The sequence below is a fragment of the Elusimicrobiota bacterium genome (genome assembly GCA_041660925.1).
Taxonomy (GTDB): domain Bacteria; phylum Elusimicrobiota; class Elusimicrobia; order UBA1565; family UBA1565; genus JBAZUV01.
The window spans coordinates 16,602-40,322 of the sequence record JBAZVI010000009.1 but is presented as its reverse complement, the minus strand read 5'-3'; the positions used below and the strand labels follow the sequence as shown (position 1 = coordinate 40,322).

The 23,721-nt window shown below is 69.6% G+C and carries 18 protein-coding genes; all 18 read left to right on the top strand.

Going from position 1 to position 23,721, the window contains the following annotated elements:
- Window positions 1–69: 69 nt before the first annotated feature.
- The 18 genes from WC969_12485 to WC969_12400 all read left to right on the top strand — a co-directional run bounded on the left by WC969_12485 (window position 70) and on the right by WC969_12400 (window position 23,714).
- Window positions 70–1,413 carry a hypothetical protein gene (locus WC969_12485; GenBank protein ID MFA6030666.1) on the top strand — a complete coding sequence of 448 codons (1,344 nt, stop codon included), beginning with the start codon at window positions 70–72 and terminating at the stop codon, window positions 1,411–1,413.
- A gap of 177 nt (window positions 1,414–1,590) precedes the next feature.
- Window positions 1,591–3,480, top strand: a complete 1,890-nt coding sequence (locus WC969_12480) for a permease-like cell division protein FtsX (protein ID MFA6030665.1) — start codon at window positions 1,591–1,593, stop codon at window positions 3,478–3,480.
- Between the two features lie 25 nt (window positions 3,481–3,505).
- Window positions 3,506–4,825 (top strand): S41 family peptidase, encoded by a 1,320-nt coding sequence (locus tag WC969_12475; protein MFA6030664.1) that lies wholly within the window; start codon window positions 3,506–3,508, stop codon window positions 4,823–4,825.
- A gap of 8 nt (window positions 4,826–4,833) precedes the next feature.
- Window positions 4,834–5,856 (top strand): tRNA (adenosine(37)-N6)-threonylcarbamoyltransferase complex transferase subunit TsaD, encoded by a 1,023-nt coding sequence (gene tsaD, locus WC969_12470; protein MFA6030663.1) that lies wholly within the window; start codon window positions 4,834–4,836, stop codon window positions 5,854–5,856.
- Window positions 5,853–7,028 carry an extracellular solute-binding protein gene (locus WC969_12465; protein MFA6030662.1) on the top strand — a complete coding sequence of 392 codons (1,176 nt, stop codon included), beginning with the start codon at window positions 5,853–5,855 and terminating at the stop codon, window positions 7,026–7,028. The genes tsaD and WC969_12465 overlap by 4 nt, the downstream gene beginning before the upstream one ends.
- Window positions 7,021–8,508: a diguanylate cyclase gene (locus WC969_12460; GenBank protein ID MFA6030661.1), complete on the top strand. Its 1,488-nt coding sequence runs from the start codon at window positions 7,021–7,023 to the stop codon at window positions 8,506–8,508. Before WC969_12465 ends, WC969_12460 begins: the two co-directional genes overlap by 8 nt.
- Window positions 8,505–9,884 (top strand): hypothetical protein, encoded by a 1,380-nt coding sequence (locus WC969_12455; protein MFA6030660.1) that lies wholly within the window; start codon window positions 8,505–8,507, stop codon window positions 9,882–9,884. The genes WC969_12460 and WC969_12455 overlap by 4 nt, the downstream gene beginning before the upstream one ends.
- Window positions 9,885–9,988: 104 nt before the next feature.
- Complete coding sequence (locus tag WC969_12450; GenBank protein MFA6030659.1) at window positions 9,989–11,812, top strand: hypothetical protein; 1,824 nt, start codon at window positions 9,989–9,991, stop codon at window positions 11,810–11,812.
- 201 nt (window positions 11,813–12,013) lie between these two features.
- A complete protein-coding gene (locus WC969_12445) occupies window positions 12,014–15,361 on the top strand; it encodes a hypothetical protein (GenBank protein ID MFA6030658.1) in 3,348 nt (1,115 codons plus the stop codon).
- Window positions 15,358–16,344, top strand: coding sequence for a hypothetical protein (locus WC969_12440; protein ID MFA6030657.1), 987 nt, complete (start codon window positions 15,358–15,360; stop codon window positions 16,342–16,344). The genes WC969_12445 and WC969_12440 overlap by 4 nt, the downstream gene beginning before the upstream one ends.
- 15 nt (window positions 16,345–16,359) lie before the next feature.
- Window positions 16,360–16,515, top strand: coding sequence for a hypothetical protein (locus WC969_12435; GenBank protein MFA6030656.1), 156 nt, complete (start codon window positions 16,360–16,362; stop codon window positions 16,513–16,515).
- Between the two features lie 47 nt (window positions 16,516–16,562).
- On the top strand, window positions 16,563–16,763 hold the full coding sequence (locus tag WC969_12430; protein ID MFA6030655.1) for a hypothetical protein: 201 nt from the start codon (window positions 16,563–16,565) through the stop codon (window positions 16,761–16,763).
- Between the two features lie 61 nt (window positions 16,764–16,824).
- Window positions 16,825–17,307 (top strand): TadE family protein, encoded by a 483-nt coding sequence (locus WC969_12425; GenBank protein ID MFA6030654.1) that lies wholly within the window; start codon window positions 16,825–16,827, stop codon window positions 17,305–17,307.
- 24 nt (window positions 17,308–17,331) lie between these two features.
- Window positions 17,332–18,087, top strand: coding sequence for a Flp pilus assembly protein CpaB (cpaB, locus tag WC969_12420; GenBank protein ID MFA6030653.1), 756 nt, complete (start codon window positions 17,332–17,334; stop codon window positions 18,085–18,087).
- A gap of 40 nt (window positions 18,088–18,127) precedes the next feature.
- The gene (locus WC969_12415) at window positions 18,128–18,952 is read left to right on the top strand and encodes a type II and III secretion system protein (protein ID MFA6030652.1); all 825 of its coding nucleotides are present in this window, start codon (window positions 18,128–18,130) and stop codon (window positions 18,950–18,952) included.
- Between the two features lie 9 nt (window positions 18,953–18,961).
- A complete protein-coding gene (locus tag WC969_12410) occupies window positions 18,962–21,313 on the top strand; it encodes an ATPase, T2SS/T4P/T4SS family (GenBank protein MFA6030651.1) in 2,352 nt (783 codons plus the stop codon).
- Complete coding sequence (locus WC969_12405) at window positions 21,303–22,817, top strand: type II secretion system F family protein (protein ID MFA6030650.1); 1,515 nt, start codon at window positions 21,303–21,305, stop codon at window positions 22,815–22,817. The genes WC969_12410 and WC969_12405 overlap by 11 nt, the downstream gene beginning before the upstream one ends.
- A 3-nt stretch (window positions 22,818–22,820) precedes the next feature.
- On the top strand, window positions 22,821–23,714 hold the full coding sequence (locus tag WC969_12400) for a type II secretion system F family protein (protein ID MFA6030649.1): 894 nt from the start codon (window positions 22,821–22,823) through the stop codon (window positions 23,712–23,714).
- Window positions 23,715–23,721: the final 7 nt, after the last annotated feature.

Below are 23,721 nucleotides of genomic sequence, written 5' to 3'. Positions count from 1 at the left end.
CGGTTCCGAATACCGCGATTCTCTTGACTCCCTGGTTGACAATTTGCAGGCGCATGGTAGAATCTTTCAATGAAGGCCTGGCCCCGGGCTTTGAGCGTTTCCCTCGTCACTCTCGCCGCATGGGGCCTCCTGCAGTCCGCGTCCGCGGTTTCCGCCGCCGATAAGAAGGAATCCCCGGCTTTCAACGCGAAGTTCTTCGGAGAGGGGGGGCAGACCCCTCCGAACACCCCCGACCAGACGGATTACCAGAACACGTCGTCGATGGGCTCGCCCTCCGCGGGGCCCGGACCGACGGCCCTCCCTTCCGTCGACGCCGCCGCTCCCGCGGTCCGGCCGCCGGCGCAGGCCGCGGCCGCTCAGGCGCGCGGCGCGGCTGCGGACGCCCCCGCTTATGGGGTCGTGATGCCCGCGCAGGGACGCTCGGAGACGCGTCCCTGGCCCGGACGCAAGCGCTCCGCCGAGACCCCCGCGGCCGAGCCCGCCGCGGCGGCTTCGGCCGACGGCTCCGTCTCCGCCGCGCCCGCCGACGGCGAGACGCTGCGCGACGCGCCGAACGCGATGCGCTATTCCCTCTGGAACGGCCTCAGCGCCCCGATGCTCCTGCCGGCCGCGCGCGCCGCGCAGGTCACCCCCGACCAGGCCAAGAACCTCGGCCGGATGGACTACGAGAGCCACATCCTGGGCGCCGGCGCGGCCGCGGGCGCGGGGACCGTGGACGGTCCCTCCGTCGGTTCTTTCGAGCCGCGGGCCTCCGAGCCGGCCTCCGAAGGACTTTTCGTCTCCGTGGACCTCGACGTCTCGGCGCATCCCGGAGATTACCGCGATGCGGTCGCCGAGATCGGCGTCCGCTCGGGGCTGCGGCTCGACGGGCGCTTCCCTCCCGCGTTCGTCGACGCGGCGAAGACGAAGGTGACCGTGCGGGGCTGGGTCCCCGCGGAGCGCCTCGGCGAGGTCTTCGGCCCGGACGTCCAGCGCCTGCGCGTCGAGCGCTCTCCGTTCGTGCGGACCCTCCCCGATGCTCCGACCACCGATCTCCTCGTCGGCATCCGCATCCCGCCCGGGATCTCCCCGAGCGCGGCGCTCCCGCCGGTCATCGAGCGCCTTTCCCGCTACGCGGGCTTCCGCCTGCGCCGGGTCATCGGCTACCAGGCGATCCCCGGGACGAGCCAGATGGTCGCCGTCGTCTCGGCGCGGGTGCCCGTCCCCGACATCGTCCGGGTCCTCAAGGACCCCGCCGTCATCAAGATCGTCCCCTCCCCGGACGCGGCGCCCGTCGTCGAAGAGGCGCCCGCGCCGCTCATGCGGGGCTTCATCGACTACGCCGCGTCGCGGCGGCCGCTGTTCCTCATCGGGACCCTCGTCCTGACGGTCCTCGTCTTCGGGACCCTCTTCCTCCACCGCCGCAGTCGCTGAAAAATCCGGCCCACCGACGGACGGGGGCCGGATCTTTCAGCGCGCTACGATGATGCCGAACGCCTGTGATGGCTTGTTTTAGCCAAGCCGGGAATCCCCCGGGGGGATTCCCGGCTCTATACACGCGCGGGCGCGCGTTCATTGACGCTATGCTCGGGGCTATGCTGTAATCCGTCCATGCGTCGCCTCGTCGGGACGGCTCCGCGCCGCTCCCGGACCCTGCTTCTGCTCGGACTCACCCTCGGAGCCCTCTCCGAGGGTCTGCTCCTCCTGCGCGCGGAAGCCGGCGCCGCCGAGGCGCGGCTGCACGAGGATTTCCGCATCGTGGTCTTCTTCCGTGAGGGCCTCGACGCGGCGCGCCGGACGGTCGTCGAGGAGAAGCTCCGCGCGCTCGCGGGCGTCGCCGAGCTCCGGTCCGTGCCTCCCGCCGCCAGCCTGCGGACCTACGCCGCCGAGGACCCCGAGCTCGCGCAGGCGGTGGCCTTTCTGGGCGAGAACCCTCTGCCCGACGCCGCCGAGCTCAGGCTCAGCGACGAAGGGCTCCGGCGCCTGCCGGAGCTCGTGAGCGCGGCGCAGGCCATGCCCGAGACCGGCGAGGCCGTCTTCAAGCCCCTGCAGGCGCAGGCCCTGCTCCGCCTCCAGTTCCATCGCCGCCTCCTGACTCTTCTGCTCGCCCTGCTCGCCGGCCTCTGGGCGCTCGCGGCGGCGCGCCGGCTGTGGCCGGTCGCGCTGGGCCGCGCGCCGCTCCCCGGCTCCGGTTCCGCGGCCCCCGTGGCCGCGGGCGCCGCCGTCGGGATGGCGCTCGTGCTGCTGGCGGCGTGGCCGGCGCGGGGCGCCGGCGGCCTCGAGGGCTGGCCGGGGGCGCTCATGCAGGCCGCGCTGCTCGGCGCGTGCGCCGCGGCCGGGTGGGTCCTCGGCGAGGGAAGCCGCGGCTCGGAACGCCCGCACGCCGCGCGCCCGGTCGTGGTCGTCTCCTTCCTCGCCGCGCTCCTGCTCCTGCCCTCGGCGGCCGGGGCCGCGGACGCGCGTCGACGCCAGAAGGAGCTTCAGCGCATCCAGGAGCAGCTCAGCCGCAAGCGGGAGGAGGCGCGCGAGTACCAGCGGCGCCAGGCGGAGGCGCAGAAGCAGCTCTCGACCATCCTCGACGACAAGCAGCGCGCACAGCGCTCGCTGCTCGACCTCAGCGGCCGCCGCCGCGAGGCCGCCGCGCGCGCCGAGGAGTTCTCGGAGCGCCTCGGCGCGATCCGCAACGCGAAAGGCATCGATCGCCGCCTCCTCGTCGAGCAGGTCCGCGCCTACGCCCGGGTCCTCGCGCGCACCGAGCCGGCGTACGGCCGCTCCGGGCTTTGGAAGGAGTCTTTCGAGCGCGCCGCGCTCGTCGGCCGGCTGCGCCGACTCGGCGGCCTGCGCCGCGCCGAAGGCGGCGCCGCCCATCAGCAGGAGCGCGCGCGCTCCGAAGAGCGGGTCTTCGGCGCGAAGGCCGCGCAGGCGCAGGGCGACGTCGAGCACCAGGAGCAGCTCTATCAGTCCCGCCAGCAGGACGCGCGCGAGGCGGGGCGCAAGGCCTCCGAAGCCCTCGCCGCGGCCCGCGAGCTCGAGGAATCCGCCCGGGCGCTGGCGAACCTCCTCGGCGACCTCGAGCGCAAGCGCCGAGCCGCGGGGGGGAGGGCTCCCGCGCCGGTCCCGCTGCATTCGCTGCCCTGGCCCTCGGAGGGGCAGGTCCTTTCGCGCTTCGGGAAGACCCAGGTCGCCGGGCTCAAGACCTGGAGCATCCAGAACGGGATCCGCATCGCCGCCCCCGCCGGGAGCCGCGTGCGCGCGGTCTCGGCCGGGCGCGTCATCTTCGACGGTCCGTTCCGTTCATACGGCAACGTGCTCATCGTCGAGCACGACGAAGGCTTCTTCGGGATCTACGGAGGGCTGGACCAGGCGCTCGTCCATAAGGGCGCTCGCGTGCCGGCGCGCGGCGAGATCGCCGTGGCGTCCGGCGACGGAGGGGGCCTCTACTTCGAGGTCCGCCGGGGGCAGGCTCCGCTGGACCCGCTGACGCTGCTCGAGCGGCGCTGAGGCGCGAAGGACTACGGAAGGGGGAATGATGAAGAGTGTCACCACGGGCCGCAGGATGCGGGGGATCGTCCTCGCCGCCGTCGTCGCCGCGACGGGCTTCTTCGCGCTGCCGAAGGCCCACGCCGCCGTCGACCGGACCTACGAGCAGCTCAAGATCATCGTCGACATCCTCGAGTACATCAAGGAGAACTACGTCGAGGAGATCGAGACGAAGAAGCTCATCTACGGCGCCGCGACCGGCATGGTCAAGGTCCTCGACCCCTTCTCGCAGTTCATGGACCCGGACCTGCACAAGGACATCAAGACCGAGACCGAGGGGCAGTTCGGCGGCCTCGGCATCCGCATCGGCATGCGGGAGGACTGGCTGACGGTCATCACGCCCCTTCCCGGCACGCCCGCCTACAAGGCCGGGGTCCTGCCGCAGGACCGCATCATCAAGATCGACGCCGAGAGCACCAAGGGCCTCTCGCTCGTCGAGGCGGTCAAGAAGCTGCGCGGGGCGCCGGGCTCGAAGGTCGCCTTCACCGTCGCGCGCGCGCCCGAGGGGGACCCCAAGGAGGCCGCGAAGAAGGACTGGACGACCCAGGATTTCACCATCGTCCGCGAGGTCATCAAGATCGAGAGCGTGCAGACCCGCGCCCTCAACGACAAGGTGGGCTACCTCCGCATCATCGAGTTCAGCGCCCACACCTCCGAGGACGTCTACAAGGGGCTGACGAAACTCAAGGAGGGCGGAGCGACCTCGCTGGTCCTCGACCTGCGGAACAACCCCGGCGGCCTGCTGACCGCGGCCGTCGACGTCGCCTCCGACTTCCTCGGAGAGAGCAAGCTCATCGTCTACACCCAGGGCCGCCGCGCGGAGAGCCGCCAGGACTTCCGGGGCGGGCCCAAGGCGCCCTTCGGCGGCATGCCGCTGGTCGTCCTCGTCAACGAGGGTTCGGCCTCCGGCAGCGAGATCGTGGCCGGGGCGCTCCAGGACCACCGCCGCGCGGTCATCGTCGGAGACCGCACCTTCGGCAAGGCGAGCGTGCAGTCGGTGATCCCTCTGGCCGACGGCTCCGGGCTGCGCTTGACCGTCGCGAAGTACTACACGCCCGCCGGACGCTCGATCCAGCGCGACGAGAAGGCGAACACCGGCGGCATCACCCCCGACATCCTCGTGCCGGTGGACCGCGAGACGGAGATCAAGCTGCAGGTCCAGTCCGAGGAGGTCTTCGCTCCCGGGAAGGACTCCAAGTCGGTGGTCAAGGAGACCGAGCAGGTCAAGGACGTCGCCCTCGACCGCGCCGTCGAACTGCTGCGCGCCCGCGAGGTGCTCGGCAGCCTGAAATCCAACGAGGGCTGAGAGAAAAACTGAAGATCCTAGGGATCGAGACTTCCTGCGACGAGACCTCGGCGGCCGTCCTCGACGGCGGCCGCATCCTCTCCAACGTCGTCTCGTCGCAGGCCGCCCTGCATGAGGAGTACCTCGGGGTCGTCCCCGAGCTGGCGAGCCGCGCGCACATGGAGCGGGTCTGCGCGGTGGTCGCGCGCGCGCTGAAGGACGCCTTCGGAGTCCGCACGACGCCCGAGGGCCTCGCGCGGCTCGATGCGGTGGCCTACACGCAGGGCCCCGGGCTCGCCGGGGCGCTGCTCGTCGGCAAAGTCGCCGCGCGCACGCTCGCCTGGTCGGCGGGGCTCCCGGTCGTCGGCGTCAACCATCTCGAGGGGCACGCGCTCGCCGCCGGACTCTCGTCGCGCGCACCCTGGCCCTGTCTCGCCCTCATCGTCTCCGGGGGACACACCGAGCTCATCGCCGTGCGTTCCCCCGGCCGCTACCGCGTGCTCGGGCGCACGCGCGACGACGCCGCCGGAGAGGTCTTCGACAAGGTCGCGAAGCTGCTCCGTCTGGGCTATCCGGGAGGGCCGCTCGTCGACCGGCTCGCGCGCGAGGGGGACCCGCGCGCGGTACGCTTCCCCCGGCCGACCCTCCCCGGGACCTGGGACTTCTCCTTCTCGGGCCTGAAGACCGCCGTGCTCTACCACGTCCGGGATTCGGGCATGAAGCGCCCGTTCCCGCGCCGCTTCCAGGCCGACGTCTGCGCCTCCTTCCAGGAGGCGGTCGTGGACACGCTCGTGGAGAAGGCGCTCGCCGCGGCGCGCCGCATCGGCGCCCGCCGCCTCGTCGTGGGCGGGGGCGTGGCCGCCAACGGCCGCCTGCGCGCGGCTTTCGCGGAGCGCGCCCCGCGCGGACTGCGGGTCCTGTTCCCGCCGATGACCCTGTGCACCGACAACGCGGCGATGATCGCCTTCGTCGGCGCCGAGCGCCTGCGCCGCGGGCGCGTGCCGCGTTCCCAGACCGTCGAACCCTCCCTCGCCGTGCGGAGCTGGGCGTGAAAGTCCTCCGCTTCTGGCTGCTCCCCGACTCCGGCTACGAGACGCCCGCCGCGCTCGAACCGCGGCTGGCGGCCTTCGCGCGCGTCTGCCCCGGCGCCCGCGTGGAGTTCGCGGTGCGCACCGCCGCGTCGATGTGGAGCCACCTGCTGCGCCTCGTCAAGAACCCGGACCTGCAGCCGCGTCCCGACGTCGTCGCGCTCCCCTCGCAGTGGACCGCCGAACTCGCCCGCTTCGGCCTGCTCTCCGACCTCTCCAAGGAGGTCCCCTCTCTCGACGAGTTCCACCCTCCGCTGCGCGAGCACTCCTCGCCTCCGGGGAGCGGCGGCGTCTTCTCGCTGCCCTGGTGGATGGAGACCTCGGTGCTCTACCATCGCGAGGACCTCCTCGCGCGCGCGGGCGTGCGCCCGGAGAGCTTCGGCGGCGCCGAGGGCCTGCGCGAGGCCTGCCGGCGGCTGGCGAAGCCGGGCCGGCCCCATCCGCTCGCCAATCCCGGCTCCCGCGGGGTCGCGCGCTGGCGGCACGTGGCGCCCTTCGTCTGGTCGCGCGGCGGCGAGTTCTTCTCGCCCGACGGCAAGCGCACGTCCTTCGGGAGCGACGAGGCCTTCCGGGGCATGCTCGATTACTTCGAGCTCTTCGCGGAGCGCTGGATCCCGCTGCACGGGCCCGCGGGGCTCCCGACCGCGGGGCTGCGCGAGGGGACCTGCGCGCTCGAGCTCTCCTCCCGCCTCTTCGCCTGCCGGTCCCTGCGGCGCGGAGCGCCGCCGGTGGGGGCCAGCGCCTTCCCCGCCGCCACGCTGCTCGCCGCCCGCCACCTGGCGGTGCTCGACGGCTGCGCGCACCCCGAGGAGGCCGTGCGTCTGCTCCGCTTCCTCTGCGGCGAGGCGGCCGCGGACTACGCGCGCGACATCGCCGCGCTGCCGGCGCGGAGCGCGGACCTCGCGGCGGCCCTCGAGGGCGCCGGTCCCTGCGCGGAGGCCTTCCGGACCTCGCTGGCCGCGGCGCGCACGATGCCGAACCTCCCGCTCTCGGGGACGCTCGGGCGCATGCTGGAGCGCTCGCTCGGACGCATGCTGCGCACCGTCGCCGCCGGCGGCTTCTCGCACGACGGTCTGAAGAACATGCTCGCGCACGCCGCTTCGGAGATGGACACGGTCCTTTCGCTCTATGCGTGAACGGCTCCCGCAGGTGAACCAGGCGCTCTACCTCTTCCACAAGGCCCTCAACCGGCCGTTCTCCGGTTCCGAGGACCTCATGGTCCACGCGCTCGGCCTGATCATCCGCCAGCTGCCCGTCGACCGCCTCTGCGCGTTCAGCTGCTCAGGGGGGGAGCGCACCCTGCGGCTCGAGTTCTGCCTCGACCGCGGACGCTGGATCGAGGTCGACGAGGAGATCCACCTCGACGACGCCGCGCCGCTCTGGCGGCTGGCCGAGGGGGAGCGGCGCCACCTGGCCTTCGCCTCCCCGCACCCCGTCCTCTACGTCCCGCTGCGCTGGGAGGGCTCCCGGCCCGGCGCGGGCGCGGTGCTGCGCCTCGAGCGGCTCTCCGGCCATCCGTTCACCCCGCGCGAGCGCGAGTTCGCCTCGCTGCTCGCCGAGGAGCTCGCCCAGAACCTCCACCAGGCCCTCACCGACGAGCAGTCCGCGGAGCGCCTCGCGCGTCTGAAGGCGATGAACGAGGTCTCGGCGGTCTTCGCGGGCTCGATGCGGGTGGAGGACGGCCTGCGCGTCATCCTCCAGGGCGTCGCGCGCCTCTTCGGCTTCGACCGCGTGCGACTCTACCTCGTGGACCGGCAGGCGCGCGTTTTGCGCGGCGAGCTGAGCGTGGACGTGCGGGGCCGCGTGCTCACCCTGCGCGAGGAGGAGGTCCCGCTCGCCTCCGAGCACCGGCTCGTGCGCGCCCTCAACGGCGACGGGGGCGACGCGCTCATGGAGCAGCACGAGGACCGCATCCTCGGCCTGCCGCTCGTCGTCCAGGGGCAGAAGACGGGGCTCCTCATCGCCGACAACCTCCTTTCCCAGCAGCCGATCGGCGCCGTCGACGCGGCGCTGCTCGGCTCCTTCGCCGGGCAGATCGCCCTCGCCGTGGACAACGCGCGCCTCTTCGAGGAGGTGCAGGCGCTCTCCCTGCACGACTCGCTCACCGGGCTGCCCGTGCGGCGCTTCTTCGATCAGCGCCTCCAGGAAGAGCTCTACCGCGCCGAGCGTTTCGGTCACGGGCTCGCGCTGGCCATCATGGACGTGGACCATTTCAAGCCCGTCAACGACACCTACGGTCACCAGATCGGCGACGCCGTCCTGCAGGCCGTGGGAGGGGTCATCCTGCGCAACCTGCGCAAGCTCGACTTCCCGGCGCGCTACGGCGGCGACGAGATCCTCGTGCTCCTCCCCCAGACCAAGGAGGAGGACGCGCTGGCCATCATGTCGCGCCTGCTCGAACAGATCCGCCGCCTGCGCATCCCCGTCGAGTTCTCGAAGACGGGCGCGCTCGCGGTCACGGCGAGCATCGGCATCGCCTGCTACCCCGACGACGGGCGCACCCCGGAGGAGCTCCTGAGGCGGGCCGACGAGGCGCTCTACTGGGTCAAATCCAAGGGGCGCGACGGGCTCACCAGCCGCCGCCGCGTCGAAGCCGCGAAGGGAGCACAACCATGAGGAATCTCGCCGCGACCGCCGCGCTCATCCTGTTCGCGCTCCCGGCCCGGGCCGCCTATGAGGACATCGGCTTCGGGGCCCGCACGATGGGCATGGGCGACGCCTCGGCCGCCCTCGCCGACGACCTGCAGGGGGCCGCGGCCAACCCCGCGACGCTCGGACGCCTCGAGCGCTCCGAGGTCGAGCTCGGTTCCCGCCGTCTCTACAACGCGGCCGCCGCTCCCGCCGACATCGACGGCATGGCCTTCGGCTTCGGCATCCCGCTGAGGCCCTCGGCCGACGGGGCGCTCGGCGTCTTCTGGACCCACGACGCGGTGGGCCGCAGGGCGCTCGACCGCTCGGCCTCGATCGCTTACGGCACGCGCAACTGGCGCGAGATCGGCGCGGCGACGCTCGACGCGGGCTTCGCGCTCAAGGGCCTCGGTCATGCCGGGCGCGAGCCGGGCGGCGCGATCATGCGCGCGGCCTTCGACCTCGGAACCTACCTCAAGCTGAGCGACGACAAGGCGCTCGGCCTTTCGATGCTCAACGTCAACGGGCCCCGCATGGACCTTCCCGGGGTCCCGGACCGCGCGCCCTTCATCACGAAGTTCGGCTTCGCCCAGCAGATGCGCCGCTACAAGGTCCTGCTCGACCTGACGGCCCGCGAGCCCTCCTACGAACGGCGCACCTCCTACTCCTCGTCGCTCGGCACGGAGTGCGGCTGGAGCACGGCCGGCTACGGCTCCTTCGCCGCGCGCTCGGGCCTGACGATCGGCGGGCTGGCGCGCTCCTGGAGCCTCGGCGCCGGCTGGCGGCGCCTGGGCGCACGCGTGGACTACGCGCTGCGCATCCCGCTCTCCAACGGCTCGCGCTGGAGCCACGCGGTGAGCCTCAGCTACCGCTTCGGGACCTGGAACCCCGAGAACGAGTATGAGGCCCTGCTCAAGTCCGAGATCGGCTACCGCCGCGACCTCGCCAAGGCCCTGGAGTCCGCCGAGGTCAAGCAGTGGAAGCTCGCCGAGGAGCTGCGCTCCCTGCGCGACGAGATGGACCTCGTGCGCAAGCAGCTCTCCTCGGAGACCGCCGGCCGCGGCGAGGCGGAGAACAAGGCGCGGACCCTCGAGCGCGAGATCAGGCTCCGCGAACTCGAGGAGCGCCGCCGCGAGGCCCAGCGCAACTTCGAGAAGATGCAGGCCGACCAGGAGCGCATGCGCCGCGCCAACCACCAGCTGCGCTTCACCGACGACTGGCACGCCTACCAGGACCTCAAGCTCCAGGGCGCCTCGGAGCTCGTGCTGAGCGAGCGCCTCAAGCGCATCCTCAACGAGTTCAAGGGCACCGGGGTGGACCTCGGCGAGGCCAACCAGGAGCTCCAGAGACTTCAGCGGCGATAGGCCCGGGATTCCCCGGAGTCCCTGCTTCCCCAAGCCCGACCGGGACCGGCGCTTAAACAAATCCGTAATAGAAAACCGCGGCAGTCCCGGTATAATCGCACAGGATGAATCCGGACGAGCTGCAGAAAGAGCTGGACGGACTCTGGTCGCGCGTGACTTCGGGCATGCCCGGCGCGCCGGCGTCCCCTGTTTTCGGTCCTCCCATCCCCAGCGACGCGCCCTCCATCACGAGCGAGGCGACGGCCGAGACGATGGCCTGGATGAAGCGCCAGCACCGCGCCCAGCTCGAGGAGTTCCGCCGGCTGCTGGAGACCAAGGACGCCACGCTCTCGGACCTGCGCGCCCGTCACGCGGCCGCCGAGCAGGAGCTCGCCGGCCTGCGCCGCAAGTCCCAGCGCGAGGACGCGGTCGTCTACCAGCAGACCCTGGAGATGGCCGCCCGCCTCGAGCAGGCGCAGAAGGGGCTCAAGGCCCAGGACGAGCGCTTCCGCCTCGAGGAGAGCTCCCTGCGCGCGCTCGCCGAACAGGCCAACGCCCGGCTCGCCGCCGAGGCCGGCCGCTGGCGCGAGCTCGAACGGCAGTGGTCCGAGCGCGAGCAGCAGTACCTGCTCGACCTCCAGGAGCTGCGCTCCGCGGCCGAGCGCGCCTCGCGGTGCGCGGGCACGGAGTCGGCCGCCGGGCGCAAGGCGGTCGAGGACCTCAAGGCCGCGAAGGGCGCCGTCGAGAAGACCCTCGCCCAGCTGCTCCAGGAGCGCCACGACCGCGAGACGGCCGAGAAGGAGCGCGAGGCCGCGATCGCGAAGGTGCGCGAGGCCGAGGACCGGCTCAATCAGATGCAGAACCTCTGGCAGGAGGAGCGCAAGCAGTGGCAGGAGCTCTGGGACCGCGAGCGTTCGACTTGGGAAGCGCAGCGCCAGGAGTTCTCCTCCTGGGAGGAGAAGCTGCGCAAGGAGCGCGAGACCTGGCACGCGCAGATGCAGGACGCCGAGGGCCGCGAGACGCAGTACGCCACGCAGATGGCCGAGGCCCTGCGCAAGTCCTCCGAGGCCGGCGAGCGCGTCGCCGGGCTGCTGCGCTCCGCCGCCGAGCGGCCCGCCGCCGCCCCGCCCGCGCCGCCCCCGCCGGCGGCCTCCGCCGTCACCCGCGTCGCCCCTTCCCGTCCCTGGCGTCCGGTCCTCGCGGGGCTCGCCGCGGTGCTGCTCGGCGCCGCGCTCGTGCCCGCCGTCCGCTGGTGGGGGCGCCTCGTCGTGACTCCGATCTCGTCGGTCGCGCTCCCCGTCGCCTCTCCGACCGGGATGTCCTACGACGGCTCGCTGCTGTGGGTCTGCGACTGGGCCGGGGAGTTCACCCTCCTCGACCCCGCCGACCCCGCGCGCGGCCTCGAGCGCATGCGGGCCGCTCCCGCCGGGACCTATCACCCCGTCGCGCTCGCGCTCTCGGGGGACGGCCTCTACTCGATCGACTCCGCGCAGAGCCGCGTCGTCCGCCACGCGATCGGGCGTCCCTCCGACGTCCGCGTCGTCTGGCCCACGCCCGGGCCGGCGCCGACCGCCGTCGCGCACGACGGGAAGAACCTCTGGTCCTACGACGCCGTCACCCGCGTCTTCTACCGTCACCTCGGCGAGGGCGGCGATGCGGCCGCCGAACAGTACCGCGCGGACCCCGAACTCGTGCCGGGCGCGATGGCCTGGCAGGGCGGAGAGCTCTGGGTCTACGACGCCAAGGGCCGCCGCCTCGTCGTGCTGAAGACGGAGGGACACGAGCTCAAGCTCGTGAAGTCCGCGCCGCTCGCCGCGCCCCTGCAGGGCCTCTCGCTGATGCTCTCCTCCGGGGAGGGGGGGCGCCGGCAGCTCGAGCTCTGGGGCCTCTCGCCCGCGGCGCCCGGTCAGGCCGCCGCGACGCTGCGCCGCTTCGTCATCCGTCGGTGAACGAGGGGGGGCTATGGGCCCATCCCATGGCTCCGTCGAAAGGCCCGCGACCAGACCCCCCGTCCTTGCTAACCTCTAGGGGCCGAGCCGGACGCCCGCGGAAACGGGCGGGCCCACCTCGCGTAACAATTTCTTAACCGCCCATTAACAAATCAGCAAAGCCGGAGCGTTAAACTCTCCACGTACGGCCATGACACCTGCATGAAGAACGCACTCGCGCGCGCTACGCTCCTTTCCGGCCTTGCGGCCGCCCTGCTCGTCGTGCGGGCGGCGCCGGCGTCGGCGCAGCAGGTCTTCATCAACCGCCTCTACGTCTGCAACCCCGCCAACGTCAGCATCGACGGCCAGGGCCGCTTCACCTGCAGCGCGCCGCCGGCGAACATGGCCCCGGGCAACGGCAACATCTCGAATGAGCCGCACATCGAGTTCGACCAGACGCCCACCGCGACCTGCAACGGCGCGGCCAAGCCCGCGGGCGTCACGACGGCGAACATCTGCAACTCCGAGGTATTCCTCTGCGCCTCCATCGGCTGGGCCAACGACCAGTCGGGGTCGGCCGACATCGCGCTCGACTACATCAACTTCGAGATCTTCAAGTTCGGCAGCGCGACGAACCCGCTCGACACCCAGTCGGCGCCGCCCCTGCGCACCTTCTTCGTGGACAACCCCGGCATCATCCCGGCCGGCTCGAACTCGGACACCTCTCCCGCCCTGCTCCCGCCGACCTGCGTGATGTGGGAGGGCTCCTACAACATCCTCGGCGAGTTCGGCAAGACCAACGGGCAGTTCGGCTTCCGCGCGACGGTGGCGACGAACCAGACGAGCCCGACCGCCGGCAACATCAACATCACCATGACCCGCGCCTACCCCTCGGGCGCGACCCAGGACGGCGACGGGACCTACGTCGACCAGCGGCCCATCACCGTGGACGTCGTCAACCTCCACGTGGTCCGCACGACCCCGACCGTGGTCGGCGACCTCACCGGCGTCGCCGCGGAGCCCTACAACATCACCTACCGGCTCTCCAAGGACGCCACGATGTACCTCACTATCCATAATACGGCCGGCACCGTCAGCCCGGTCGTCCGCTCGGTCGTGCCCGCCATCCCGCGCGTGGGAGAGGGGACGCCCTCCGGGACCCTGCAGAACGGGGACTCCTGGAACGGGCGCTGGGACAACGGGGACCTCGCGCCCCCCGGCGTCTATCTGGCGACCCTGCAGGCCTGGTCGTGGGACCAGTACGGCTGGGACCTGAGCATTCCGGTGACCCGCCAGGTCGCGCTGGACACCCTGCAGGTGACCGATCTGCGCGTGCAGCCGCTCACCGACCAGTCCACCTCCCTGGCCGTGCTCAGCTACCAGATCACCGAGCCGGCGGTCGTCTACGTGGACATCTTCCCTCCGGGGACCCAGTTCTCCGCCATCGCGGGCTGCAACGACTCCCCGCTCAACGGCATCAACGCCACCTGCCAGGATCAGGGCGGGAACTCGCCGAAGAACTTCAACGCGCGGCTCAACGCCGTCGCCGCCCCGGTGCTGCGGCACATGGAGGAGCAGAAGGACTACCGGCGCTCCGTGCTCACGATCTGGGACGGCCGCGACCAGGCGGGGAACATCCTGCCCGACGGCGACTACGTCTTCGTCGTCTACGCCGCGATGCCTTCGCAGAACGGCTTCGCTTTCCTCGGCAACAACAACGACAAGCGCATCTGGTCGACCAACGCGAAGAGCGGCTTCCTCGCCATCACCCGCGGCCTGGTGACGATCAGCCAGGTCGGACCCGCCACGACCGTCATCGGCTCCTCTCCGTCGGTGGCGGGGCTCGACCCCTTCACCTTCAGCTACACCCTCTCGCGCGACGCCGTCGTCTCGCTGAAGATCTTCGACGCCACCGGGGTCAACCTGATCAAGACCCTCGTCAGCAACGAGCAGCGTCCCGCGAACTTCCTCAACCGCGAGCGCTGGATCATCCCCATCAACGACGCGGGGATGTGGATCACCTCCGGCACCTACCTCGCCCAGCTGACGGCCGCCGACCCCTTCTTCCCGTCGAAAGTGTCGACGACGACGGCGCTCTTCCCGGTGAACCTCTTCCGCATCGCGGACGTCTTCAACACCCCTCTCCTCACCGGCGCGACCGACGTCGTCACGCTGAGCTACCAGCTCTCGCAGCCGATGCTGACGGCGTGGAGCCTCTATCCGCCCGGCACCATCGTCACCGGCTCCACGACGCTCTGGCCGCCCTGCGGCGTCATCGAGCCCGGAGGCGCCTGCGGGCAGGTCACCAACGGAGGCGTGCCGGTGTCCCCGATCATCACGATCAAGGGCATGCGGCCGGGACGCCTGAAGATCACCGAGTTCTGGGACGGCCGCGACCGCAACGGACTCTTCGTGCCCGACGGGAACTACGTCTTCATCCTCGCGGCGCAGTCGACGACGACCCCGCGCTACTTCGCGACCGACCAGATCCTCGGCAACGTGACCGTGGCGCGCGGCTCGATCGTGTTCCCGATCTTCAACGTCACGCCGACCATCCCCACCCTCTTCAACTCGAGCCAGACCATCGCCCTGCCGCCGTATCAGGTCGAATACTCGCTGACGCGCCAGTCGTCGGTGACCATCCAGATCCTCACGACCTCGGCCGCGCCCATGATCATCCGCACCCTCATCTCGGGGCAGGTGCGCGACGCGAACATCCTCAACCGCGAGTTCTGGGACGCCCGCGACGACGCCGGCAACTTCGTCACGCCGGGCTTCTACACCGTCCAGGCCATCGCCGAGGACCTCGCCTCGGTCCTCTCCTCGGGCTCGACCTCGCAGCAGACGATCTCCGTCAACCCGCTGCGCGTCTACGACGTCGCCGTCAGCCCCCTGCGGCCCGACGCCGGCTCGGCCCTCATCGCCTACCAGGTCTCCGAGACGATGAAGGCGGTCATCAAGATCTACAAGCCGGGGACCTCCTTCGACCGCAACGGCAACCCCTTCCCGCCCGAGAGCCAGAGCCTCGTCAAGCGCATCGTCGGCGTCCGTCCGGCGCGCACCGAGATCTCGGACATCTGGGACGGGACCGACGAGAAGCTCACCATCGTCCCCGACGGGAACTATCTCTTCAAGATCGTCGCCTCGACCGACCTCGCCGCCATCGACGGCATCAGCGGGAACGTCCGGGTGGGCGCCTCGCTCGCCGAGGACCTCATCATCGCCGAGGTCCCGGTCGTGCGCAGCGGCTCGGCCGACCCCGCGGGGGATTTCGAGAACAACAGCATCGTCTACCCGAACCCCGTGCGCGGCTCGGCCGCCAACCTCCATATCTACGTGCCGGTCGAGGCGAAGGTCTCCATCCGCATCTACAACCTCGCCGGAGAGTACGTCTTCAACCGCGAGTTCGGCGCGCAGGCCTCCGACACCTACGTCGATTTCGCCTGGACGAAGACCAATAACGCGGGGAGGACGGTCGCCCCCGGCGTCTATTTCCTGCTCATCCGCGAGGATCCGACCCGCGGCGAGCGCACGCCTCTGCAGAGCGTGCGCAAGGTGCTGATCCCGTGAGCACGCGAGCGACGACTCGACTCTTCGCCTGGACCCTGGGCTGCGCGCTCCTGTGCGCGGCGCCGGCGCGCGCCATCGACCCGGCCGCGGGCACGGGCGGGGCTTCCTTCATGAAGCTCGGCCTCGGCAGCGCGCGCGCGCTGGCCCTGGGGCGCGCCTACGTGTCCCTCGCCGAGGGGGCGGACGCCCTGACCTGGAACCCGGCGGGTCTCGCGCTCGCGCAGCAGCGCGAGTTCGCCTACTCCTACTACCGCTACATCCAGAACATCGATTCTCCCATGTACATGGGCTACGCCCACCCGCTGGGCCGCACGGTGCTCGGAGCGAACTTCGCCTACCTCTCCATCGACGGCTTCGACGCCCGCGACGAGCTCGGCCGAAGGACCGACGAGACGGACGTGCGGGTGCAGGACGGCTTCGCGACCTTCAGCGCCGCGCGCTCCTTCTGGTACGAGAAGGTCTTCCTCGGCGCCAGCCTCAAGGGCGTGCACGAGGACAACGCCGGGACGACGCGCAGCTCGCTGGTCGGCGACCTGGGCGCCCTGTTCCGGCCCAACTCCTCGGTGACCTTCGGCTTCGCCGCTCAGAACCTCGGGGCGGGGAGCAGCAAGGTCGCCCAGATCTCCCGCTTCGGGGCCTCCGGACGGCTCATGGAGATGCTCACCCTCTCGGCCGAGTTCAGCAAGGCCAGCGACAACGCCACCCGCGCCGGCATCGGGGCGGAGTTCACGCTGCCCGAGGACTTCCTCCAGGTGGGCCAGGTCCAGCTGCGTGCCGGCTTCCAGAACTCGGACGACATGGGTCAGGTGATGCAGAACGACCGCAGCTTCCTCTATCCGCTGGTCGGCTCCCCGCGCTGGAGCTTCGGCATCGGGCTTTACACCGCGCAGGCGTTCGGCTACGGCGTCGCGTTCGATTATTCGCTGATTTCCATGGGCGCGCTGGGGACGGCGGACATGATGTCTTTGAAGGTGAAATTCTGATAGACTCGGAGGAACATGCGTTTCGGACGCAGAGGGCAGGCCCTGGTGGAGTATCTGCTGATGACGCTGATGCTGTTGTTCATCTTCACCACGCTGTACCGCCTGCTCTCGTCGCAGACGAAGCGCCTGTTCACCAACGCCGGCGTAGCGATTCTGACCGCGTACTACTAGCGGTCGACCGATCGGGACGCTGACGGTATAAGGAGGGAAGGAACGCCATGACGAACGTGCGGAAGCTGCAGCAGTGGATCCGGAGCGAACGCGGTCAGAACACGGTGGAGTACCTGATGATGCTGGCCGTCATCGTGGGCGTCATCCTCGTGATCGGCAAGATGTTCAAGCCGCAGATCAGCCAGGTCTTCAACCAGATCATGGCCATGATCTCGGGCGCCGCGTCCACGGTCGGTTCCGGACAGTAAGCCGGCGGACGCCGTTCGGTGGCGCCGCCGTCCCCTTGGGGGACGGCGGCAGGGGGGAGGGGTGGTCAGGAGCGAGGTGCGCAGGGGCGGTCGAGCGCGCGGACAGGTGCTCATCGAGGTCCTGCTGATCCTGCCGGTGTTCCTGTTCCTCGTTTTCACGATCATGGAGATCGGACTGCTGGCCTTCCACACGATCCTTCTCCACCACGCCGCCTACGAGGCGGCGCGCATGGCGTCGCTGACGGCTCGGACGGTCCCGAGCGCCAGCTGCGCCGCGCCGCAGCTGACCAACGACTATAAGAAAGTCACGCAGGCGATGTTCAAATCTCCGAACGCCGCCACCGCCGTGATGTACGGGCCGATCCCGACTTTGCTGGACAAGCAGGAAGGCTGCATGAACTACGACGTGGCCATCGAGGTGCGGCGCGCCGTCCCGATGGTCTTCCCCCTGACGGGGGTCGTGCTGGGGAACACGCAGGGACGCAAGGCGCGCCTGCTCAAGGCGACGGTGCGCATGCCGATCGAACGGCCGCTTTTCAAGTAGGAGCTCGAGGAAAGGAGACGGCATATGGAAAAGAAAGGAATGATGATCCCGCTGGTGCTGGCCGTCGCCGCCGCGGCGCTCTATCTGCTCGTGCTCACGAGCCGCGAGAAGCAGCTCTCGAAGTCCTTCGAGAACGCGACGGTGCTCGTCGCCCGCGTCGACCTCCCCGAGCGCACGCTGCTCAAGGAGGACCTCGTGCAGACGCAGGCGGTCCCGCGCAAGTTCGTCTCCCAGGACGCCTTCGAGATCAAGACCCAGTCGGACATCAAGCTCATCACGAACCTCGTGACCCGCGTGCGCATCCCCAAGGGCAATCAGATCGCGCAGTCGCTGGTGACTTCCCTCTCCCCGACCGCCGGCCTGAGCGTGAAGATCCCCCCGGGCTACCGCGGCGCGGTCATCCCGGTCGAGAACGAGATGCTGAAGCTCATCAAGCCGGGGGACCGCATCGACGTGCTCGTCACCTTCGACGCGCTCATGCAGGACAGCCGCAAGGAGAAGGTCACGGCGACCATCCTCCAGAACGTGCTCGTCCTCGGCGTGGGCAGCAACCTCGGCCAGGGCATGGCGTCCAAGGATTTCGCCGACAAGGAGCAGAAGGAGCAGCAGAACGCGGCCTTCGCCGAGAAGGGCATCCTCAGCGTCGCCCTCAACCCCAACGAGGCGCAGTACCTCTCGCTGGCGATGAAGCAGGGCGAGATCACGCCGCTGCTGCGCGGCCTGGGCGACGTCGAGATGCACCCGATGGAGATGGCGAGCTTCCGAAAGCTTTTCCGGTGATCGCGACGCTCTAAACTCGCACGACAACGGTACGGCAACCATGGAACGGCAACAGAGGAGTGCGTGGAGGGAGGCGCGGAAAAGCGCCGGGCGGCTCGTCCTCGCGTTCGTCCTGCTCCTCACCCTTCCCCGGGCCTACGCCCAGGAAGAGGGCGGAGGGGGGGGCGGCGGAGAGGGCGGAGGCGAGGCCCAGGACGTGATGATCGCCGTCAGCGCCGACGTCGTGGAGATCAGCGGCTCGATCTCCAAGGACGTGGGCTTCAGCTGGGGGCCCTTCCAGACCGGCATCAACTTCGCCGAGAAGGCGCCCATCCCCGGGATCATCAAGATCGGCGACTTCGAGCGCCTCACGCAGCTGCAGACCTCGCTGAAGCTTCTCGAGACCGAGGGCAAGGCGCAGCTCCTCTCCAACCCCAAGGTCATCACGAAGTCGGCGACCCAGGCGAACTTCGTCGTCGGCGGCGACCAGCCCTATCCCGTCACCAACAACCAGGGCGTCGGCGTGGAGTTCAAGAAGTTCGGCGTCATCCTCAACATCCTTCCGGTGGCGAACCCGAACAAGAAGGATTACATCGACGCGCAGATGCAGCTGGAGGTCTCCAATCCCGACTTCTCGAAGCCGGTGACCGTCGGCAACACCGCGGTCCCCTCGATCGTCACGCGGCAGATCCAGACCGAGGTCGAGATCAAGAGCGGAGAGACCATCGTCATCGGCGGCCTGAAGTCGAGCAACAAGAACGTGACGCAGACGCGCATCCCCGTCATCGGCCGCCTGCCGATCATCGGACGCCTCTTCACCACGACCAGCATCATCGAGGAGCAGAAGTCGCTCTTCCTGTTCGTCACTTTCGAGATCGTCAAGTAGGAAGAACGCATGGCGAACGACCTCCCTCCGATGACCGGACCGGGCCCCCAGGGGGGGGCTCCGGGCTCCATGCCCCCCGTCCCGGCGGGCGGTTCGCCTCCGGTCCCGGCCGGGATGCCGCGGCCCGCGACGGCCACGCAGCCCCGCGTCAGCGGGCGCGTCGTCGTCTTCTCCGGACCCAAGGAGGGCGTCGGCAAGTCCACGATCGCCCTGAACCTCGCGCTCGCCTGGGCCGGTACGCAGAGCCGCAACGTCCTCATCGTCCACCTCGACCCGCTCTGCCGCAACGACCTCGCTTTTCAGCTCGGCCTGCAGCCGCCGACGCTCGCGAGCCTCACCCAGCTCGTCGGCAAGGACGTCGCGGTGCTCGGGAAGCTCCTCAAGGGCCGCATCCCCATCTCGCAGTGGGGCGTGGGCGTGCTGCCGCTCGCGGCCAAGCGCGCCGAGGTCCTCCAGGTCTCCCCGCACGTCGTCATCCCGATCCTCGAGAGCCTCTCGCAGTCCTACGACCTCTTCCTCGACGTCGACCCCTATTTCCCGATGCAGGTCTTCTCCTTCGACCTCGCGGACCTCGTGTTCTGGACCTGCCTGCCCCAGCGCAGCCACTTCGAGGCGACCTACTCGCTCTTCCAGGAATTCAAGGCCCTGCACTTCCCGCTCGAGCGCTTCGAGATCGTCCTCAACGAGGCGAACCTCCCCGGAGCGCTGGCGCCCAAAGAGGTCGACCGCTTCTTCGCGACGATGAACCGGCGGGTGCTCTCCTACATGCCCTGGGAGGACCTCCTCCCCGAGTTCGCGAACACCGGGCGCATCCTCGTCGTCGAGCAGCCCCATTCGGACTGGGTGAAGGCGCTGCGCCCGATGCTCGGCAAGGTGCTCGAGACGCGGCCCTCGCCGAAGGCCTGGAGCTACTCCTCGGTCGAGGACCACGAGTTCGCGGCGGGCTCCAACATGCTCTGGAAGGCCTCGGAGACCGCCGTCGGCGGACGCTCCGCCGGAGACGTCGAGGCGGCGAAGGGCAAGGCCGTCGCGAAGGCGGGCGACGTCCCGGCCTTCTGGGACGAGCTCAAGATGCGCATGCACGGCAGCGTCGTCACGGCGATGGAGACCGAGCGCATCCGCATCACCGAGTCGGAGGAGCGCAACGCCGAGATCCGCACGAAGATCGCCTCGATCATCGAGTCCCTGCTCCAGAAGGAGAGCAACCTCCCGCTCTCGCGCGACCAGCGCCAGCGCTTCGTCATGGAGCTGCTCGACGAGATCCTCGGCCTCGGACCCCTGGAAGAGCTCATGCGCGACACCAGCGTCAACGAGATCATGGTGAACGCGGCGGACAAGGTCTACATCGAGCAGAAGGGCAAGCTCGTGCTCACGCCCCTGCGCTTCCGCGACGAGGAGCAGATCATCCAGGTCATCAAGCGCATCGTGGCGCCCATCGGCCGCCGCATCGACGAGTCGGTGCCGCTCGTCGACGCGCGCCTGAAGGACGGTTCCCGCGTCAACGCCATCATCCCGCCGCTGGCCGTCAGCGGGCCGACGCTCACCATCCGGCGCTTCTCCAAGAAGCCCTTCTCCGGCGCGGACCTCATCCGTTTCGGCTCCCTCACGCCGGAGCTGCTCGAGTTCCTGCAGAACTGCGTGAAGATCCGCAAGAGCGTCATCATCTCGGGCGGTACCGGCACCGGGAAGACCACCTTCCTCAACATGCTCTCCTCGGCCATCCCCGAGGACGAGCGCATCATCACCGTCGAGGACACCGCCGAGCTCAAGCTGATCCAGGAGCACTGGGTGCGGCTGGAGAGCCGCCCGCCGAACATCGAGGGCAAGGGCGAGGTCACCATCCGCGACCTCGTGAAGAACTGCCTTCGTATGCGTCCCGACCGCATCGTCGTCGGCGAGTGCCGCGGCTCCGAGGCGCTGGACATGCTCCAGGCCATGAACACCGGCCATGAAGGCTCTCTCGCCACGATCCACGCGAACAGCCCGCGCGACGCGCTGACCCGCCTGGAGGCCATGTGCATGATGGCCTCGGCCGAGCTCCCCATCTGGGCCCTGCGCGAGATGATCGCCTCGGCCGTGCACCTCGTCGTGCAGATCACCCGCTTCCCGGACGGCGTGCGCCGCTGCACCTGGGTCACCGAGGTCACCGGCCGCGACCAGAACACGATCCTCGCGCAGGACCTCTTCAAGTACATCCAGACCGGCGTCGACGAGCAGGGCAAGTCGCTGGGCTTCTTCTCCGGCTGCGGCAAGCCGCCGCACTTCTATGAGGAGTTCAAGCTCGCCGGCGTCAACGTCCCCGTCGAGCTCTTCAAGAAGAACCCCGAGATGGCGCGCTTCGAGGCCCGCAATGCGGTCTAGCGCGCTGGCCGCGTTCCTGCTGCTCGCGCCGGCGCTCGCCGCGCCCGCCGCCGCGCAGTTCACGCGCCAGCAGATCAGCTACCTCGTCGACCCCAACGAGGGCGCCGAGGCGCGCGCGCAGTACATCTACCACTACTTCAAGAAGGACCGCGACCCGAACCTCAAGCCGCCGGCCTGGGTCGACGAGATCCTCGACGCGATGCTCAGCCGTCCGGTCTGGCAGGACCCCGAGGAGGGCATCCTCAACGAGGCGCAGCTCTGGCAGGCGCCGGTCTCCGTCCTCTATGAGTACTTCGAGCACACCCGCAAGACCTTCCCTCCGGAGTTCAACGGGACGCTCACCGCTCCCGGCGCCCTGATCAAGGACTACGAGGACAGCCGCGTGCGCTTCCAGATGGCGCTCGACCGCCTCTACCGAGCGCGCCTCGGAGACTCCCTCGGCGGCCGCGGCCGCGCGCTGCTCGCCTGCTACGACCTCATCCTGCGCGAGATGGAGTCCACGCTCGACGCGCTCACGAGCCAGGACCCCAAGCGCTACCAGGAATCGGTGATGGCCGTCGGAACCCTCACCCATCAGGTCTTTCAAATCCTGCACCGCGCTCCGCGCGGGTACGAGCCGCCCATGAAGCCCTCCGCGGCGGGACAGCTCGGGCCCCTCTTCCTCAAGCTCCTCGGGCTCACGTTCATCTTCCTCGCCGGCTGGCTCTACGGGCAGTCCAAGTCCGACCAGTTCTACGGGGAGATCGACCGCCAGATCGAGCGCGGCAAGCACTGGGCCAACGAGTTCAACCGGCAGTTCGTCACGGTCAAGGTGCAGTACATGATCCTGACGCCGATGGCCGTGGGCCTGCTGCTGGGCATCATCACCCTGAACATCTTCGGGCTCGTCATCTTCACGGCCGCCGGGATCTACCTCGGCATCCGCACCCCGGAGTGGGTGCTCACGGGCATCCGCCTGCGCCGCGGCAAGCGCGTCGAGGCCCAGCTCATGGACGCGATGATCCTGATGTCGAACGCGCTGAAGTCGGGCCTCGACATCGTCCAGGGCTTCGAGCTCGTTCAGCGCGACCTCGTGCCGCCGATCTCCGAGGAGTTCGGGCTCGTCATCAAGAACTACCAGCTCGGCACGCCCTTCGAGAAGGCCCTGCTCGGCATGGAGGAGCGCATCGCCAGCCGCCTGGTCTCCTACCTCATCAAGGCCGTCATCATCCAGCGCAGCGTCGGCGGAAACCTCACGAAGATCTTCGACCGCATCGTCGAGAACATCCGCGACGAGGGCAAGCTCGAAGAGAAGGCCCAGTCGCTGACCGCCCAGCAGCGCATCCAGGCGATCGTCGTCGGCATCATGCCCTGGGGCATGATGGGGCTGATGTGGATCTTCCAGCCCGAGGTCATGAACGCCTATTACTTCAGCGTCATCGGGCTCCTGACCATCGGCTTCTGCGTGCTGTGGATGTCGATCGGGATGGGGATCGTCCGCAAGCTGGCGGACATCCAGGTATAGGGCATGGACCTGAACCAGATCGCGCTCCTCGTCATCGGCTTCCTCGGCTCCATGGCCGTGTTCACGCTCGTGCAGCGGATCTTCGCGCCGCCCGTCGAGGAGCCGAGCTCGCTGGCGCGCATCGCCGGCAAGCAGCAGGGCGAGGTCTCTCCCTTCGAGAACCTCAACCCGCACGGCAGCCTCCTGGAGCGCATCGACTTCTTCCTCGTCCATCAGGCCCGCTTCGGGCCGCGTCTGGAGACGATGCACATGCTCATGGGCAAGCCCGAGAAGCCCAACCCGCTCCAGATCCTCCACTACAAGGAGCTTTGCGCGGTGGTGACGACGGGCTTCATCTACTTCATGACCGAGAGCGTCGTCCTCGCGGTCATCGTCGGACCGGCCGCCTTCTTCCTGCCCGAGATGTTCTTCAAGGGCCAGATCCAGGAGCGCCAGCGCCAGATCATCCGCAGCTTCCCCGCGCTCGTCGACCTCGCGGCTCTCACCATCGAGTCGGGCCTCGACTACATGAGCGCCTTCGACCGCATCATCGCCGCGGCGACGAGGAAGACCGAACTGGAACAGGAGATCGAGAAGACCATCAACGAGGTCTCGCTGGGCTACTCGCGGCGCGACGCGCTGCGGCGTCTGGCCATGCGCACCGGCCTGCAGGACGTGCGCAGCTTCGTCGGCCTCATCATCCAGTCCGACGAGCTCGGCACCAGTCTCGTCGACCTGCTGCGCAACTTCTCCGCGGACATGCGCTTCCGGCGCCTCAACGCCGCCGAGAAGGCCGCGGCGCAGGCGTCGACGAAGATGCTCATCCCGATCTTCCTCTTCATCTTCCCGACGGTGTTCATCCTCATGCTCGCCCCGATGGCGATGAGCATCTTCCAGAAGGGAGGGCTCGGCTTCTAGCGAGAGA

What these genes read in the sequence shown, in the direction of transcription:
- WC969_12485 (MFA6030666.1), top strand. Translation starts at nt 70, where the DNA reads ATGAAGGCCTGGCCCCGGGCTTTGAGCGTTTCCCTCGTCACTCTCGCC.
- WC969_12480 (MFA6030665.1), top strand. Translation starts at nt 1,591, where the DNA reads ATGCGTCGCCTCGTCGGGACGGCTCCGCGCCGCTCCCGGACCCTGCTT.
- WC969_12475 (MFA6030664.1), top strand. Translation starts at nt 3,506, where the DNA reads ATGATGAAGAGTGTCACCACGGGCCGCAGGATGCGGGGGATCGTCCTC.
- WC969_12460 (MFA6030661.1), top strand. Translation starts at nt 7,021, where the DNA reads ATGCGTGAACGGCTCCCGCAGGTGAACCAGGCGCTCTACCTCTTCCAC.
- WC969_12455 (MFA6030660.1), top strand. Translation starts at nt 8,505, where the DNA reads ATGAGGAATCTCGCCGCGACCGCCGCGCTCATCCTGTTCGCGCTCCCG.
- WC969_12450 (MFA6030659.1), top strand. Translation starts at nt 9,989, where the DNA reads ATGAATCCGGACGAGCTGCAGAAAGAGCTGGACGGACTCTGGTCGCGC.
- WC969_12445 (MFA6030658.1), top strand. Translation starts at nt 12,014, where the DNA reads ATGAAGAACGCACTCGCGCGCGCTACGCTCCTTTCCGGCCTTGCGGCC.
- WC969_12435 (MFA6030656.1), top strand. Translation starts at nt 16,360, where the DNA reads ATGCGTTTCGGACGCAGAGGGCAGGCCCTGGTGGAGTATCTGCTGATG.
- WC969_12430 (MFA6030655.1), top strand. Translation starts at nt 16,563, where the DNA reads ATGACGAACGTGCGGAAGCTGCAGCAGTGGATCCGGAGCGAACGCGGT.
- cpaB (MFA6030653.1), top strand. Translation starts at nt 17,332, where the DNA reads ATGGAAAAGAAAGGAATGATGATCCCGCTGGTGCTGGCCGTCGCCGCC.
- WC969_12415 (MFA6030652.1), top strand. Translation starts at nt 18,128, where the DNA reads ATGGAACGGCAACAGAGGAGTGCGTGGAGGGAGGCGCGGAAAAGCGCC.
- WC969_12410 (MFA6030651.1), top strand. Translation starts at nt 18,962, where the DNA reads ATGGCGAACGACCTCCCTCCGATGACCGGACCGGGCCCCCAGGGGGGG.
- WC969_12405 (MFA6030650.1), top strand. Translation starts at nt 21,303, where the DNA reads ATGCGGTCTAGCGCGCTGGCCGCGTTCCTGCTGCTCGCGCCGGCGCTC.
- WC969_12400 (MFA6030649.1), top strand. Translation starts at nt 22,821, where the DNA reads ATGGACCTGAACCAGATCGCGCTCCTCGTCATCGGCTTCCTCGGCTCC.